The sequence below is a fragment of the Erwinia oleae genome, assembly GCF_000770305.1.
In the GTDB taxonomy this organism is placed as follows: Bacteria; Pseudomonadota; Gammaproteobacteria; order Enterobacterales; family Enterobacteriaceae; genus Erwinia; species Erwinia oleae.
Genome location: NZ_JNVB01000006.1, coordinates 68,223 through 82,812, shown reverse-complemented (window position 1 = coordinate 82,812; position 14,590 = coordinate 68,223). Strand labels below are relative to the sequence as shown.

Sequence of the window (14,590 nt, the reverse complement as noted above, 5' to 3'; positions counted from 1 at the left end):
AGACGCTGGCCCAATATTACTGCTTAGGAGAAGATCATGGGTTTGTTTTCCAAACTTTTTGGCGATAAGTCAGATACCACTTCTGGCGCCATTGAGATCGTAGCACCGCTGTCAGGCGAAATCGTGAATATCGAAGACGTGCCGGACGTGGTGTTCGCGGAGAAAATTGTTGGCGACGGTATCGCAATCAAACCAGCCGGTAATAAAATGGTTGCGCCGGTTGATGGCACCATCGGTAAAATTTTCGAAACCAATCATGCATTTTCCATTGAGTCAGACAACGGCATCGAGCTGTTTGTCCACTTCGGAATTGATACGGTTGAACTGAAAGGCGAAGGCTTTAAGCGTATCGCTGAAGAAGGCCAGAAGGTGAAAAAAGGTGACGTCGTCATCGAATTCGATCTGGCGCTGCTGGAAGAGAAAGCCAAGTCAACGCTCACGCCGGTTGTCATCTCTAACATGGATGAGATCAAAGAGCTGGTGAAGCTGACGGGTAGCGTGGTCGTCGGTGAAACACCGGTCATCCGCATTAAAAAATAGGGGCATTTGTTGTCCCTGATAAAGGCCTTCTGAGCAATCAGAGGGCTTTTTTATTGCCCGTGATCAGGCACTCAGTGCCTGACGCAGATTTGATGCATCGTTGGCGGACTCGCTGAGATCCAGCTGTTGCTCAATAATCAGCAGGTGTTCTTCCATCACCGCCTGCGCCTGCGGCACGTCTCCCGCCTTCAATGCCTCAAGGATCGCATCATGTTCAGTACAGTGGCTGGCGGGCGTGCCGTTACGCTGATACAGCGCCACAATGAGCGAACTGCGCACAATCAGATTGCTGAGAATTTCAGTCATCACGCTGTTCCCACCGATTTTCGCCAGCATAATGTGGAACAGGCTCATTTGCCTGACAAACTCGCGACGATCGTTACGAAGCATCGCCTGATGCTCAGCGTCATGCTGCTGAGCGATCTCCTCCTGATGGCAAAGCAGGCTGGCGGGCGTGATATCAGCAATGATGGCACGCTCAATAACACGCCGCGCGGCGAAGACCTCGGTTGCCTCCCGCGCTGGCGGCTGAGCCACCATTGCCCCGCGATGAGGTTCAATGGTGACAATATGCTGAAGCGCCAGACGCTGTAGTGCGGTCTGTACATGGTTACGATTTGCCTTCAACACCTCGACGATCTGCGCTTCAATCAGCCGCATGCCGGGCTTGAGGCGATGCTGTGCAATCGCGATGGAGATAGCTTCCATAATCCGCAGGACTTCCTGTTGCTTACCTGAAACAACTTTACTCATCCTTAACCTCGACTGAAGTGAAGCAAACGATTTCGTGCGCCGATTATAGTACTGCGTCAGCGCTAGCTATGCCACCCAATGCGGCAATCGGATAATCAGCTCCAAACCGCCTTCCCTGCCGTTCACCGCTTTGACTTCACCGTGATGCGCTAATACCACCTTGCGCACAATCGACAATCCCAGGCCGTAGCCCTTACCAGAAAGCGGAGAATTAACGCGCACGAAAGGATCAAAAATACTCGACAGCTTCTCCGCTTCCACGCCCGGCCCCCGGTCGCTGACCCGCACATTCAGCCACTTCTCCTCGCGGTTGAGGGTAATTTTTACCTGCTGACCACACTGAGAGAAGCGCAGCGCGTTGCGCACGACGTTTTCCAGCGCCGAGCGGATCAGCCGGGCATCGCCTCTTACCGTATAATCGGTGTCGCCGTCGGCCTGCAACAGGATCTCCACGCCGGTTGCCTGTGCCTCGAAGCGTGCGTCGTTCGCCACCACCTCCAGCAACCCAAGCAGATCGAAATACTGTTCTTCCGTCAGGTTTTGATGTTCCGCGCGTGATAGCGTTAGCAGTTCACCGATCATTTTATCCAGCCGACGCGCCTCTTCATCAATGCGATCGAGCGAGTCGCCGACAGAATGCGGTGTCTGGCGCGCCAGGCCGGTTGCTAACTGAAGGCGCGCCAGCGGCGAACGCAGTTCATGCGAAATATCATGCAGCAGCGCCTCACGCGCGCTGACCAGCACCGAGAGCCGTTCAACCATCGCATCAAAGTCCTGTGCCACCACCGACAGCTCGTCGTGACGGCGGCGCATTTGTGGGAACAGCCGGACGGAGAGATCGCCGCTGGATACGCGCTCAAAGCCCTGCCGGAGCTGACGCATCGGACGCGCCAGATTCCAGGCGAGATAAAGGCTGAACAGCAGCCCGCCAACGCCCGCCACGATCAGAAACGGGACAGGAACGTTCAGGAAATGTGCTGGCGGGTGGCCCATGCTGCTGTCGTTACGCAATCCCTGTACGTCGTAACGCAGTTGATACTGCCTGCCGTCAGCGCCGGTTACCCATTCAACGACCTCTTTTGGAAACGCATCAGTTTGTAACGCGCTGTTCAGATGCCCGCGCGGCTCCTCCTGCGGCGGATTTTCCATCACCTGTACTGAAAAAAATCGCCGATCGTTAGCAGGCCAGTCAACCATCATCTCATTCAACGTATCCATGCCGCCGCGCTGGAGCACCGAAACCGCCGAGGCCATTTGCAGGTTGACGATGCGCCGCACCGCCTGATTTTCAGGCGGCTCACGGTGTTTACCGTAAAGGGTAAACCCCAGCCACATAAGCTGGCTCATCAGCAGAAATGTCAGCCAGAAGCCCAGCAGAATTTTCCAGAACAACAGGCCGCGTGACTTCATCGGATGCGATAGCCAATGCTACGGACGGTTTCAATGGTGACGGTATCGTTGGTCAATGCCGCCAGTTTCTGACGAATGTTGCTGATATGCACATCAACGCTACGATCGTACGCTTCACGCGGGCGACCCAGCCCTTTTTCGGAGAGCTCATCTTTAGACACCACGCGGTCCGGCGAACGCAACAGCAGATCCAGCAGGTTAAACTCAGAAGCGGTCAGATCAAACGGCTGCTTTTTCCATTCGCTGATGCGGGTCGCCGGATTCAGCGTTAGCTCGCCCCAGCTTGCCAGCCCTTTGTTCTCGTTAACCACCGGCACCTCATCGATACGGCGCAGCACCGCGCGCAGGCGCGCCACCAGTTCGCGTGGATAGCACGGCTTAGGCATATAGTCATCGGCACCCATTTCCAGCCCGATAACCCTGTCGATATTGTCGCCTTTCGCCGTCAGCATAATAACCGGCAGCCGGCTGTGCTGCCGCACCTGTCGCAGGACATCAATACCGCTCATATCCGGCAGCATAATATCGAGGATCATCGCGGCGTAGTTACCCGACAGCGCGCCTTCGATTCCCGCTTTGCCGTTTAATACCAGCGAAGCGTCAAATCCTTCGGTGATCAGGTACTGGCTGAGCATGGTGCCCAGTTCCAGGTCATCGTCTACCAGTAAAATTTTCATGTGGGCTCTCTCTGTTTTCGACGCTATTTTGACCGCGTATTAGCACAATATCAGCAGGATTTACCCAATCCTTACAGTGTTATCGGCAGGCAGTCTTTCGGAGAGTAGCAGGCGGGGGGAGAAAGGCCGAAATTTTCCGGCCCAAAAATTACCAGACGCCGGTGGAGAGATAGCGGTCGCCGCGATCGCAGACAATGGCCACGATCAGACTGCCAGGCTGCACTTTGGCAATACGGAGCGCGCCTGCAACCGCGCCGCCTGAGCTGATGCCGCAGAAAACGCCTTCGCGCGAGGCAAGCTGACGCATAGTTTCTTCAGCCTCAGACTGGGACATATCTATGACGCTGTCGACCAGCTCAGGGCGATAAATTTTTGGCTGGTAAGCATCTGACCAGCGGCGAATACCGGGAATGCTGCTGCCCGCTTCCGGCTGGAGACCAACAATTTCAACGTGGCTGCTTTGCTCCTTGAGATAGGCTCCGACGCCGGTAATCGTACCGGTGGTACCCATGCTGGAGACAAAGTGGCTGAGTTTTCCGGCGGTTTGCCGCCAGATTTCCGGCCCGGTGGTCGTGTAGTGCCCGAGCGGATTATCAGGATTATTGAACTGATCGAGTACGCGACCCTCGCCGCGCGCCTGCATAGCCAGAGCACGGTCGCGTGCGCCTTCCATCCCCTCTTCGCGGCTGATGAGGATCAGCTCGGCGCCATAGGCGCGCATGGCGGCCTGGCGTTCGCTACTCATATTCTCCGGCATCAGCAGCCGCAATCGGTAGCCTTTCATGGCGGCAATCATCGCCAGCGCAATGCCGGTATTGCCGCTGGTCGCTTCGATCAACTGGTCGCCGGGACAAATGTCGCCGCGCCGCTCGGCCTGTTGAATCATTGACAGCGCAGCGCGATCCTTCACCGAACCGGCAGGATTATTGCCTTCAAGCTTCAGCCAGATCTCACTGCCGTTGTCGGGCGTCAGACGCTGAAGCTTTACCAGCGGGGTATTGCCGATGGTGTTTTCAAGGGTAGTCACGGCGTGTCTCCGGGTAACAAAGCGTCATGCAGCCCCTGAAAATATCAGGCGCTTTGCGCAAAGGCAACCTGCCGCAGCGGCGTTTCTCCCTTATACAGACGGGCCTGTTGCAGGCCAATGAAAAGACGCTCTCCGCGCAGCGGCGCCGTCAGATCGCCTTCGACGACAAGGGTAATGAAATCGTGTCCCCAGCCCGCAGGCTGCGCCACCACCTGCCAGAAATGGCCGCGCGGGCTGACTTCAAGCACCTGCACGGGGAGCGGCGTTTCCAGACTGCTCTGACGGCTGACATCAATCTCCCACGGGCGCAGAAACAGTTCGACCGCGCCCTGATGGGCTGGCGTGTAGCCCAGCGGCCAGCGGTGCGCGCCGACGTGGAACTGCGAGCCGTGCACGTCACCCTCAAAGCGATTGACCTCGCCAAGGAACTCCAGCACAAAGCGGCTGGCCGGATCGCGCCACACCTCGTCCGGCGTGCCAACCTGCTCAATATTCCCCTGGCTCATCACCACCACGCGGTCGGCCACTTCCATCGCCTCTTCCTGATCGTGCGTTACGAACACGCTGGTAAACTTCAGCTCTTCGTGCAGCTGACGCAGCCAGCGGCGAAGCTCTTTACGCACCTGCGCATCCAGCGCGCCGAAGGGTTCGTCGAGCAGCAGGATCTGCGGCTCAACCGCCAGCGCACGCGCCAGGGCCACGCGCTGCTTTTGCCCGCCGGAGAGCTGCGCCGGAAAACGATTTGCCAGATGACCGAGCTGCACCATCTCCAGCAGACGGCTGACTTTCTCTTTGATGGCCGCTTTGGAGGGGCGTTCACGGCGCGGCAGCACCGTCAGGCCAAAAGCGATGTTGTCAAAAACCGTCATATGACGGAACAGCGCGTAGTGCTGGAAAACAAATCCCACCTGACGATCGCGCGCGTGCACCTGCGTGACGTCTTTATCGTGAAAGCTGAGGCGGCCGCTGCTCTGGCTTTCCAGCCCGGCAATAATGCGCAGCAGCGTGGTCTTACCCGAACCCGACGGCCCCAGCAGCGCCACCATCTGACCGGAAGGGATATCCAGTGAAATATCAGACAGAACCTGCGTTTTGCCAAAGGATTTATTGATGTTGCTGATTTCAATGCTCATGTTTCCCCTCCTGTTGCAGGCGTTTTTGCTGATGCTCCAGCCGCCATTGCACCGCGCTTTTTATGAAAAGCGTTGCAATCGCCATCAGGGTCAACAACCCGGCAGCGGTAAATGCGCCGACAATATTGTAATCCTGATGCAGTAATTCAACCTGAAGCGGCAGCGTATAGGTCTCGCCGCGAATCGATCCGGATACCACCGACACTGCACCAAATTCGCCGATGGCGCGGGCATTGGTCAGCACCAGACCATACAGCAGCGCCCAGCGAATATTGGGCAGCGTGACCCGCCAGAACATTTTCCAGCCGGAAGCGCCAAGTAGCACCGCCGCTTCGTCTTCATGACTGCCCTGACTCAGCATGACCGGTACCAGCTCGCGCACAACGAAAGGACAGGTAACGAAAATGGTCGCCAGCGCCATGCCAGGCCACGAAAACATCAGCTGGATGTTATGCGCATCCAGCCAGCCACCTGCCGGGCCATTGACGCCCCAGAACAGCAGATACATCAGCCCTGCCACCACCGGCGAGACGGCAAAAGGAATATCGAACAGCGTCAGCAGCAGTTGACGCCCAGGAAAGTTAAACCGGGTCACCAGCCACGCCAGCAGCGTGCCGAAGACAAGGTTGACCGGCACGGTAATCAGCGCAATCAGTATCGTCAGCCAGATGGCGTGCAGCATGTCGCCATCGGCAATGTTATGTAACATTGCTCCGATACCTTGTGAAAAGGCGCTGGCAAAAATCGCGATGAGCGGCACTACCAGCAGCGCGAACGAGATAATCATGCCAAGGGCGATGAGCGACCATTTGCCCCAGTTGGGACGGCTGCGCACGTGGCTCGCAGAGATATCCGCCATTAGTGACCTCCCAGGCGACGGCCAAAACGGCTTTGCAAGATATTGATGGCAAACAGCAGCAACAGCGAGGCGGCGAGGATCACCGATGCAATGGCGCTGGCGGCCGGGTAATCAAATTCCTGAAGCTTGACGAAAATCATCAGCGAGGTGACTTCTGTTTTCCAGGCGATGTTGCCCGCAATAAAAATGACCGCGCCAAACTCACCGAGGCTGCGGGTAAAAGAGAGCGCCGTACCGGCTAACAGGGCAGGTGCCACCTCCGGCAGCACCACGCGGTGGAAGCTTTGCCACGGGCTGGCGCCCAGCGTTTCAGCGGCCTCTTCATACTCCGCGCCCAGCTCTTCCAGAACCGGCTGCACGGTACGTACCACGAACGGGATGCTGGTAAAGGCCATTGCCACTGCAATGCCGAGCCATGTGTAAGAGACTTTAATGCCGAGCAGCGCCAGCCACTGACCATACCAGCCGTTGACTGAGAACAGTCCGGCCAGCGTCAGGCCCGCTACCGCCGTCGGCAGCGCAAAGGGCAAATCCATCAGGCCATCCAACAATGCGCGGCCCGGAAAGCGGTAACGCGTGAGGATCCATGCCATCAGCATGCCGAACAGCGCGTTGAATAGCGAAGCCACACCAGCCGAAATCAGTGTGACTTTATAGGCGGCAATCATCTGCGGATCGGTGACGATCTGCCAGTATTGCGCCAGCGTCATTTGCGACAGCTGCATGAGCAGCGCGCTGACCGGCAGCAACAAAATCAGGCAGGTAAAGAACAGGCTACTGCCCAGACTAAGGCCGAACCCCGGCAGCACGCGTTTTGTCGTCGTAAACATTACTGCCGCCCCGCTGCCAGCAGTTTATCCAGCTCGCCGCCGCTGGCAAAGTGCGTTTTCATTACCTGCGGCCAGCCGCCGAATGTCTCTTCCACGCGAAAGAGATCGGTTTGTGGGAAGCGATCTTTCTGCTTTGCCATCAGCTCAGGGTTATTTACCCGATAGTAATAGTGCGTGATAATTTTCTGCGCCTGCGGGCTGTAGAGGTAGCTCAGGTAGCTTTTTGCCGCGCTCTCCGTATTGTTTGCCTTCACGTTTTTATCGATCCAGGTTACCGGGAATTCCGCCAGAATATTGGTTTTCGGCACGATGACATCAAAGCCCTCTTTTTCATACTGATTGCGGATATTATTAACTTCGGATTCAAAGCTTATCAGCACATCGCCCAGCTTCCGCTCAACAAACGTAGTTGTTGCACCGCGGCCGCCGGTATCAAATACCTCTACGTTTTTCAGAAACTGCGTCATCAGCGCTTCGGTTTTCGCGTTGTCGTTACCGTTTTCTTTTGCGGCTGCGCCCCAGGCGGCAAGCCAGGTATAGCGGCCGTTTCCGGAGGTTTTGGGATTGGGGAAAATCAGCTTCACATCGCTTTTTACCAGGTCGCGCCAGTCGTGAATATTTTTTGGATTGCCCTTGCGAACCAGGAAAGCCATCGTCGAATAGAACGGTGAACTGTTATTAGGTAACCGCTGCTGCCAGTCAGCCGGGATCAGGCCGCCGCGGTCGTGAAGGATCTGCACGTCGGTGACCTGATTGTAAGTCACTACGTCCGCCTTCAGCCCTTGTAAGATAGCCAGCGCCTGCTTTGATGAGCCTGCGTGAGATTGCCTGATGGTCAGTTTGTCACCGCTGTGCTGTGCGTCCCACTGCTGCTGATAAGGGGCATTGAGCGCAGTAAAAAGCTCCCGCGACACGTCGTAGGAGCTGTTTAACAATTCTGTGGCCTGCGCCTGAGCGGTCAAAAGCAGCGTAAAAGCGATGCCGCCCGCATTTTTTAACACCCTGCTTAACATTATCTGCATCCTGAAAATCTGAACCGGCGATTACGGCATTCAGTGTATTTATAACGTGGGAGAAAGTTATAACGGTTTTATATACCGTTTAGCGATTTCCAAGTGCTAAACGCTATATGCAATCAGGAAAGTTTATGCAAGGGATGGGAAAAGCGGGTGGAGGGTTCCTGCGGAGGAAAACGGTGAAAAGAGGTAAACCCGCTCCGGTGCAAAACGTCATTAACGTTTCGATCGCCGGGACACCGTAAATCCCTCCATGCAGGAATTCACGCCATGTCCGCGATGGGAAATGTTCCTTCCGGGCCAGACATCCAGCCCGGGGCAACGTCCGTCAACCTCACCGACGCCAGATAATTTTACTCACGGTCCAGTTCTTCAGGGTATCGTCTGCTGGCATCAGCCCTTCCGGCCCGCGCCAGTCGCCGCTGAAAACGTAGCTGATATGCTGACTGCCCGGCGCCTTACACTCCACGCCGTTTCTGTCGCTGCCGCTGCCTTTCTGGCAGGCGTTAAACGCTTTGGAATAGAGGTCGCTGAACGGCGTGCCGATTTTCTTGCCGTCGGCGGTCGCGATGCCGCTGTCCGTCACATCAATACGGCTGATGGTGGCTTCACCGGTGACCTCAACCTTGATCTGCTTATCTTTTACCGCCTGATAAAAGGTCACCACGCCGCCGTTCTCACCACGCATGCCTTTACGCACCTGATAATCGCCGCCCAGCCCGTCGCCGATCGCCTGTTCGTTCATTGCGGTGCCGCCGTTCAGCGTGCCAACGCCCTGCTCGGCCACCTCCAGCGACGAACCAAACCAGTGCCAGGGCGCCAGGCTCGACCATGACCACTCCAGCGGATCCCACCAGCGGGCGCTGGTATCGCCTGAACCCGCACTGGCGCAGCCCGCCAGAACCAGTGCAGCGACCAAAGACGCCATGCGAACAATTTTCATTGCAACTCCTGTCATCGTAACCAAACGTGCGTGAAGTGATTGGAGTGCCAATCAACAGAAAAGTTTAACCGCCATTCAATGCCGGATCGAAGCAGCCGCGCAGCCGTTCGCTGAGCCAGAGATATCCCAGCGCCAGCAGATCGCAGCCGCTCACCACGATTGTCAGCGGAGAGGAGACGTCATCATTCAGCAGAAACTGTAAAACCAGGGTGGCGATCAGCGTCAAGCCAAGCACTCCTCGCCACGCCTGCCAGAGGCGCGGCAGACGCTGACGATAGCCCGTCAACAGCAGCCCGACGGCAGCAGGCAGGCCGAGCGCCAGACCGACCCAAAACGTTGTTGAATCGGGATAGAACATTTCAAGCAGCGCGGCTCCCTGCTGCCGAGAGGCGCCAGCCGCGACAAACAGCGCCCAGGTTCGCGCCTGAAGCAGTAAAATCAGCCAAAAAACAGCGGGCAATTTTAGCTGTCCTTTCGCATCATAATCGTCAGGGGTGGCGGTCTGATTCATCATAACGATCGACCCACCCCTTAATATTCCCGATCTTCAATCAGACGCTTACCGAGCAGCACGCTGTCCTGCATTTCGTACTCCAGCTTTTCATAAAAACCAAGTACTGCGTCGTTCTCTTCACGCACCATCACATTGATTTTGGGGCAACCGCGCGCGATCAGCTTCTTTTCCAGCCGGTTGATCAGCGCGTTAGCAAAGCCGCGCCCCTGATAGTCAGGATGCACGCCAAGGTAGTAAGCCGAACCGCGATGGCCGTCGTAACCGCCCATCAGCGTACCGACGATTTCGCCGCCCACCACCGCTACCAGAAACAGGTCAGGATCGTGGTTAAGCTTGCGCTCAATGTCCATCTCAGGATCGTTCCAGGGGCGCAACAAATCACAGCGCTCCCACAGCGTGATCACCTCTTCGAAATCTTCCTGCCTGAATACGCGTATTTCCATGCCGTAGCCCCTGAAGTTAGTCATAATTCGCTGATTATCACGCATTCTTAAAGGCGTGCAAGCCCGCGAGAAAATTAAAGGTAAAAAAGCCGTCCGTCGCAGATGAGCCTGACGGGCGGAAATGGCGTATACTTCGCGACCTCGTTTTAAAAGCCAGGTGAACTTATGAACGCACCCGATATCGCCGCCGTGAAGCAATTTCTGCTGCTGTTACAGGACAGCATTTGCCAGCAACTGGCAGAGGCCGACGGCAGTGGCACCTTTAAAGAAGATAACTGGACGCGTGAGGGCGGCGGCGGCGGTCGCAGCCGGGTGTTGCGCAATGGCGCGGTTTTCGAGCAGGCGGGCGTTAATTTTTCCCACGTTCACGGTGACCAGATGCCCGCCTCGGCCACCGCGCATCGCCCTGAACTGGCAGGCCGTAGTTTCGAAGCGATGGGCGTGTCACTGGTGGTTCATCCTGAAAATCCCTACGTGCCGACCAGTCACGCCAACGTGCGCTTTTTTATTGCGGAAAAGCCGGGCGCATCACCGGTCTGGTGGTTTGGCGGCGGCTTTGATATGACGCCCTTCTATGGCTTCGCCGAAGACGCCGTGCACTGGCACCAGACGGCGTTTGATCTCTGTCGGCCGTTTGGCGATGACGTCTATCCACGTTATAAAAAGTGGTGCGATGACTATTTTTTTATTAAGCATCGTAACGAGCAGCGCGGCATCGGCGGCCTGTTCTTTGACGATTTAAATACGCCCGATTTTGCTACCTCTTTCAGCTTTATCCAGGCCGTTGGAGAAGGTTATCTGAATGCCTACCTGCCCATCGTTGCGCGACGTAAATCACATTGCTGGGGCGAGCGCGAGCGGGAATTTCAGCTCTATCGCCGTGGACGCTACGTGGAGTTCAATCTGGTGTGGGATCGCGGCACGCTGTTTGGTTTGCAGACCGGCGGACGCACCGAGTCGATTTTAATGTCAATGCCGCCGAAAGTGGCGTGGGAGTATAACTGGCAGCCGCAACCAGGATCGCCGGAAGCGGCACTTTACAGCGATTTTCTGCCGGTCAAGGCATGGCTTTGAGCGCGTCTTATCAGCGATCCGACATTATGCTGCACAGCTGCTACACTTTCAGATGCGGCTTTTTTTCACCTGTCGCACCTGACTATCGGGCGAACCCATTGCAACAATCAGAGAAAACGCATTCCCATTGCCGGTCGTCTGATGCAATGTTTGCCCTGAGAACAGATCACCGCGTCGCTATGCCTGTTGCCCCGACTTTATGTAAGTGCGGGGCTGACATCATTGGCTTTTCGGCTCAGCCCTGAGCGGAGCGCACGTCGATGCGGTTTTATTTGTAGCACATCAAGGAGCCATGAGATGAACCAGCTTGACGCACTGAAACAGTACACCACAGTGGTGGCAGACAGTGGCGATATTGAATCGATTCGTAACTACAATCCTGAAGACGCCACCACCAACCCGTCTCTAATCCTTAAAGCGGCCGGCCTCGACTCCTATAAGCATCTGATCACCGACGCTATCGACTACGCCAAAAAACAGGGCGGCAGTAAAGAAACGCAGATTATTAACGCCAGCGATAAAGTCGCCGTCAATCTGGGTATGGAAATTCTGAAAAGCGTGCCTGGCCGTGTCTCAACGGAAGTTGATGCGCGCCTCTCGTTCGATCGCGGCATGTGCGTGACCAAGGCAGAGAAGCTGGTCAGAATGTACGAAGACAACGGTATCGATCGCTCGCGCATTTTGATCAAGCTGGCCTCCACGTGGGAAGGCATTCGCGCGGCGGAAGAGCTGGAAAAAAACGGTATCAACTGTAACCTGACGCTGCTGTTCTCCTTTGCACAGGCGCGTGCCTGCGCCGAAGCGGGCGTATTTCTGATCTCCCCGTTTGTCGGCCGTATTTACGACTGGTACAACACCCGCAAGCCGCTTGATCCGTACGTCGTGGACGAAGATCCGGGCGTGGTGTCGGTACGCAACATTTACGAATACTACAAGCAGCATCGCTACAATACGGTGATCATGGGCGCCAGCTTCCGTAAAGTTGAGCAGATCCTTGCGCTGGCAGGCTGCGATCGCCTGACACTCTCTCCCGATCTGCTGAAAGAGCTTCAGGCCAGCGATGCGCCGGTTGAGCGCAAACTCACGCCGTCTACCGAAGGCTTCCATCACCCTGCACCGCTTTCTGAATCTGAGTTCCGTTGGGAGCACAATCAGGACGCCATGGCGGTGGAAAAACTGTCTGATGGTATTCGCCAGTTCGCCGTTGACCAGCAGAAGCTGGAAGACGTGCTGGCAGCCAAACTGTAATCAAATCAGAAGTGGGCGGCGCCGCTTTCTTCATCATAACTTCAGGGCGAATACGTTCGCCCTTCGCGCGCGCCCTTCCCCACCCTCTTCCCCCGAAAACTCATGGAGAAACACATGTCTTCACGTAGAGAGCTCGCTAACGCCATTCGCGCGCTGAGTATGGACGCGGTACAGAAAGCGAACAGCGGCCACCCGGGCGCGCCAATGGGTATGGCTGATATTGCCGAAGTGCTGTGGCGCGACTTTATGCATCACAACCCGACTAACCCTGCCTGGGCCAACCGCGACCGTTTCATTTTATCCAACGGTCATGGCTCAATGCTGCTGTACAGCTTGCTGCACCTTACCGGCTACGACCTGCCGATTACCGAACTGCAAAACTTCCGCCAGCTACACTCTAAAACGCCGGGCCACCCGGAAATCGGCTATACGCCAGGCGTTGAAACCACCACCGGTCCGCTGGGCCAGGGTCTGGCTAACGCCGTCGGCCTGGCCATTGCCGAGCGCACGCTGGGCGCGCAGTTTAACCGCCCCGGCCATGACGTTGTCGATCACCACACCTACGTCTTTATGGGCGATGGCTGCCTGATGGAAGGTATTTCCCATGAGGTCTGCTCGCTGGCCGGTACGCTGGGCCTGGGCAAACTGATCGGTTTTTACGACCACAACGGCATCTCTATTGATGGTGAAACCGAAGGCTGGTTTACCGACGATACTGCCAAACGCTTCGAAGCCTACAACTGGCACGTTATTCATGAAATCGACGGTCACGATCCTGAAGCCGTGGCGAAGGCTATCAGGGAAGCACAGGGCGTTACCGACAAGCCTTCCCTGATCATTTGTAAAACCGTTATCGGTTTTGGCTCGCCAAACAAAGCGGGTAAAGAGGAGTCACACGGCGCGGCGCTGGGCGAAGAAGAAGTGGCGCTGACCCGTAAAGCGCTGGGCTGGAACTACCCACCGTTTGAAATACCTGACGAAATCTACAACCAGTGGGACGCGAAAGAGGCAGGCAAACAGGCCGAGAAAGCGTGGAACGACAAGTTCGCCGCCTATCAATCCGCTTTCCCGGAACTGTCTGCCGAATATGCGCGCCGTATGGATGGCGGTATGCCGGAAAACTGGGAGCAGGAAACGCAGAAATTTATCGAAGAGCTTCAGGCCAACCCGCAGAAAATCGCCAGCCGTAAAGCGTCGCAAAACACGCTGGAAGCCTACGGTAAAATTCTGCCAGAGCTGCTGGGCGGCTCTGCTGACCTGGCGCCGAGCAACCTTACCATCTGGTCCGGTTCGAAATCGATTAAAGAAGATCAGGCAGGCAACTATATTCACTATGGCGTGCGTGAATTCGGTATGACCGCCATCGCCAATGGTATCGCGCACCACGGCGGCTTCGTGCCGTACACCGCCACGTTCCTGATGTTTGTGGAATATGCGCGTAACGCGGTGCGTATGGCTGCGCTGATGAAGGCGCGTCAAATCATGGTGTATACCCATGATTCGATTGGTCTGGGCGAAGATGGCCCGACGCATCAGCCGGTTGAGCAGATTGCCAGCCTGCGCGTGACGCCAAACCTCAGCGTATGGCGCCCGTGCGATCAGGTCGAAACCGCCGTGGCCTGGAAACACGCCGTTGAGCGTCATCATGGCCCGACGACGCTGATCCTTTCGCGTCAGAACCTGATGCAGCCTGAGCGTACGAAGCAGCAGGTGGAGAATATCTCCCGTGGCGCTTACGTGCTGAAAGACAGCGACGGTACACCGGATGTAATCCTGATTGCCACCGGTTCTGAAGTGGAAATCACCCTGGGCGCAGCTGAAAAGCTGAACGCCAGCGGCCACAACGTGCGCGTAGTGTCGATGCCGTCTACCGATCTGTTCGATAAGCAGGATGCGGCATATCGTGAATCCGTGCTTCCTTCCGGCGTCACCGCACGCGTGGCGGTAGAAGCAGGCATCGCTGATTACTGGTACAAATACGTGGGCCTGAATGGCGCTATCGTTGGCATGACCACGTTTGGCGAATCGGCTCCGGCCGGGAAGCTGTTCAACGAATTTGGTTTTACCGTCGAGAACATTGTCAGCCACGCTGAATCGCTGTTGAAGCCTCACTAAGGCACTCA

15 protein-coding genes are annotated in these 14,590 nt (G+C 56.3%); 4 read left to right on the top strand and 11 right to left on the bottom strand.

Annotated elements, in window-relative coordinates; translation table 11 throughout:
- Window positions 1–36 precede the first annotated feature (36 nt).
- On the top strand, window positions 37–540 hold the full coding sequence (crr, locus tag GS12_RS03510) for a PTS glucose transporter subunit IIA (protein WP_034916269.1): 504 nt from the start codon (window positions 37–39) through the stop codon (window positions 538–540).
- Window positions 541–603: 63 nt separating this feature from the next.
- Here the strand turns inward: crr and GS12_RS03505 are convergent, their stop codons facing one another.
- From GS12_RS03505 to GS12_RS03455, 11 genes are all read right to left on the bottom strand, one after another.
- On the bottom strand, window positions 604–1,293 hold the full coding sequence (locus GS12_RS03505; protein WP_034943937.1) for a GntR family transcriptional regulator: 690 nt from the start codon (window positions 1,291–1,293) through the stop codon (window positions 604–606).
- 66 nt (window positions 1,294–1,359) lie between these two features.
- Window positions 1,360–2,703 carry an ATP-binding protein gene (locus GS12_RS03500; protein WP_034943934.1) on the bottom strand — a complete coding sequence of 448 codons (1,344 nt, stop codon included), beginning with the start codon at window positions 2,701–2,703 and terminating at the stop codon, window positions 1,360–1,362.
- Entirely contained in the window at window positions 2,700–3,380 is a 681-nt protein-coding gene (locus GS12_RS03495) for a response regulator transcription factor (protein WP_034943931.1), read from the bottom strand. Before GS12_RS03495 ends, GS12_RS03500 begins: the two co-directional genes overlap by 4 nt.
- A gap of 148 nt (window positions 3,381–3,528) precedes the next feature.
- The gene (cysM, locus tag GS12_RS03490; protein WP_034943928.1) at window positions 3,529–4,407 is read right to left on the bottom strand and encodes a cysteine synthase CysM; all 879 of its coding nucleotides are present in this window, start codon (window positions 4,405–4,407) and stop codon (window positions 3,529–3,531) included.
- 44 nt (window positions 4,408–4,451) lie between these two features.
- Complete coding sequence (gene cysA, locus GS12_RS03485) at window positions 4,452–5,540, bottom strand: sulfate/thiosulfate ABC transporter ATP-binding protein CysA (protein WP_034943925.1); 1,089 nt, start codon at window positions 5,538–5,540, stop codon at window positions 4,452–4,454.
- Entirely contained in the window at window positions 5,530–6,399 is an 870-nt protein-coding gene (cysW, locus tag GS12_RS03480; RefSeq protein ID WP_034943923.1) for a sulfate/thiosulfate ABC transporter permease CysW, read from the bottom strand. The genes cysA and cysW overlap by 11 nt, the downstream gene beginning before the upstream one ends.
- Window positions 6,399–7,229 (bottom strand): sulfate/thiosulfate ABC transporter permease CysT, encoded by an 831-nt coding sequence (gene cysT / locus GS12_RS03475; RefSeq protein WP_034943921.1) that lies wholly within the window; start codon window positions 7,227–7,229, stop codon window positions 6,399–6,401. The genes cysW and cysT overlap by 1 nt, the downstream gene beginning before the upstream one ends.
- Window positions 7,229–8,242: a sulfate ABC transporter substrate-binding protein gene (locus tag GS12_RS03470; protein ID WP_052118346.1), complete on the bottom strand. Its 1,014-nt coding sequence runs from the start codon at window positions 8,240–8,242 to the stop codon at window positions 7,229–7,231. Before GS12_RS03470 ends, cysT begins: the two co-directional genes overlap by 1 nt.
- A 337-nt stretch (window positions 8,243–8,579) precedes the next feature.
- Window positions 8,580–9,188 (bottom strand): RpoE-regulated lipoprotein, encoded by a 609-nt coding sequence (locus tag GS12_RS03465; RefSeq protein ID WP_034943918.1) that lies wholly within the window; start codon window positions 9,186–9,188, stop codon window positions 8,580–8,582.
- Between the two features lie 64 nt (window positions 9,189–9,252).
- Window positions 9,253–9,702 (bottom strand): DUF2919 domain-containing protein, encoded by a 450-nt coding sequence (locus tag GS12_RS03460; RefSeq protein ID WP_152601343.1) that lies wholly within the window; start codon window positions 9,700–9,702, stop codon window positions 9,253–9,255.
- 17 nt (window positions 9,703–9,719) lie between these two features.
- Window positions 9,720–10,145, bottom strand: a complete 426-nt coding sequence (locus GS12_RS03455) for a GNAT family acetyltransferase (RefSeq protein WP_034916279.1) — start codon at window positions 10,143–10,145, stop codon at window positions 9,720–9,722.
- A gap of 165 nt (window positions 10,146–10,310) precedes the next feature.
- Here GS12_RS03455 and hemF point away from each other — a divergent pair, with 165 nt between their 5' ends.
- From hemF to tkt, 3 genes are all read left to right on the top strand, one after another.
- The gene (gene hemF, locus GS12_RS03450; RefSeq protein WP_034943915.1) at window positions 10,311–11,219 is read left to right on the top strand and encodes an oxygen-dependent coproporphyrinogen oxidase; all 909 of its coding nucleotides are present in this window, start codon (window positions 10,311–10,313) and stop codon (window positions 11,217–11,219) included.
- A gap of 297 nt (window positions 11,220–11,516) precedes the next feature.
- On the top strand, window positions 11,517–12,467 hold the full coding sequence (gene tal, locus GS12_RS03445; RefSeq protein ID WP_034943912.1) for a transaldolase: 951 nt from the start codon (window positions 11,517–11,519) through the stop codon (window positions 12,465–12,467).
- 114 nt (window positions 12,468–12,581) lie between these two features.
- Window positions 12,582–14,582, top strand: a complete 2,001-nt coding sequence (tkt, locus tag GS12_RS03440) for a transketolase (protein WP_034943910.1) — start codon at window positions 12,582–12,584, stop codon at window positions 14,580–14,582.
- Window positions 14,583–14,590: the final 8 nt, after the last annotated feature.

Excerpts from the sequence above, each read along its gene's own strand:
- crr (WP_034916269.1), top strand. The coding sequence starts at position 37 with ATGGGTTTGTTTTCCAAACTTTTTGGCGATAAGTCAGATACCACTTCT.
- GS12_RS03505 (WP_034943937.1), bottom strand. The coding sequence starts at position 1,293 with ATGAGTAAAGTTGTTTCAGGTAAGCAACAGGAAGTCCTGCGGATTATG.
- GS12_RS03500 (WP_034943934.1), bottom strand. The coding sequence starts at position 2,703 with ATGAAGTCACGCGGCCTGTTGTTCTGGAAAATTCTGCTGGGCTTCTGG.
- GS12_RS03495 (WP_034943931.1), bottom strand. The coding sequence starts at position 3,380 with ATGAAAATTTTACTGGTAGACGATGACCTGGAACTGGGCACCATGCTC.
- cysA (WP_034943925.1), bottom strand. The coding sequence starts at position 5,540 with ATGAGCATTGAAATCAGCAACATCAATAAATCCTTTGGCAAAACGCAG.
- cysW (WP_034943923.1), bottom strand. The coding sequence starts at position 6,399 with ATGGCGGATATCTCTGCGAGCCACGTGCGCAGCCGTCCCAACTGGGGC.
- cysT (WP_034943921.1), bottom strand. The coding sequence starts at position 7,229 with ATGTTTACGACGACAAAACGCGTGCTGCCGGGGTTCGGCCTTAGTCTG.
- GS12_RS03470 (WP_052118346.1), bottom strand. The coding sequence starts at position 8,242 with ATGTTAAGCAGGGTGTTAAAAAATGCGGGCGGCATCGCTTTTACGCTG.
- GS12_RS03465 (WP_034943918.1), bottom strand. The coding sequence starts at position 9,188 with ATGAAAATTGTTCGCATGGCGTCTTTGGTCGCTGCACTGGTTCTGGCG.
- GS12_RS03460 (WP_152601343.1), bottom strand. The coding sequence starts at position 9,702 with ATGATGAATCAGACCGCCACCCCTGACGATTATGATGCGAAAGGACAG.
- GS12_RS03455 (WP_034916279.1), bottom strand. The coding sequence starts at position 10,145 with ATGGAAATACGCGTATTCAGGCAGGAAGATTTCGAAGAGGTGATCACG.
- hemF (WP_034943915.1), top strand. The coding sequence starts at position 10,311 with ATGAACGCACCCGATATCGCCGCCGTGAAGCAATTTCTGCTGCTGTTA.
- tal (WP_034943912.1), top strand. The coding sequence starts at position 11,517 with ATGAACCAGCTTGACGCACTGAAACAGTACACCACAGTGGTGGCAGAC.
- tkt (WP_034943910.1), top strand. The coding sequence starts at position 12,582 with ATGTCTTCACGTAGAGAGCTCGCTAACGCCATTCGCGCGCTGAGTATG.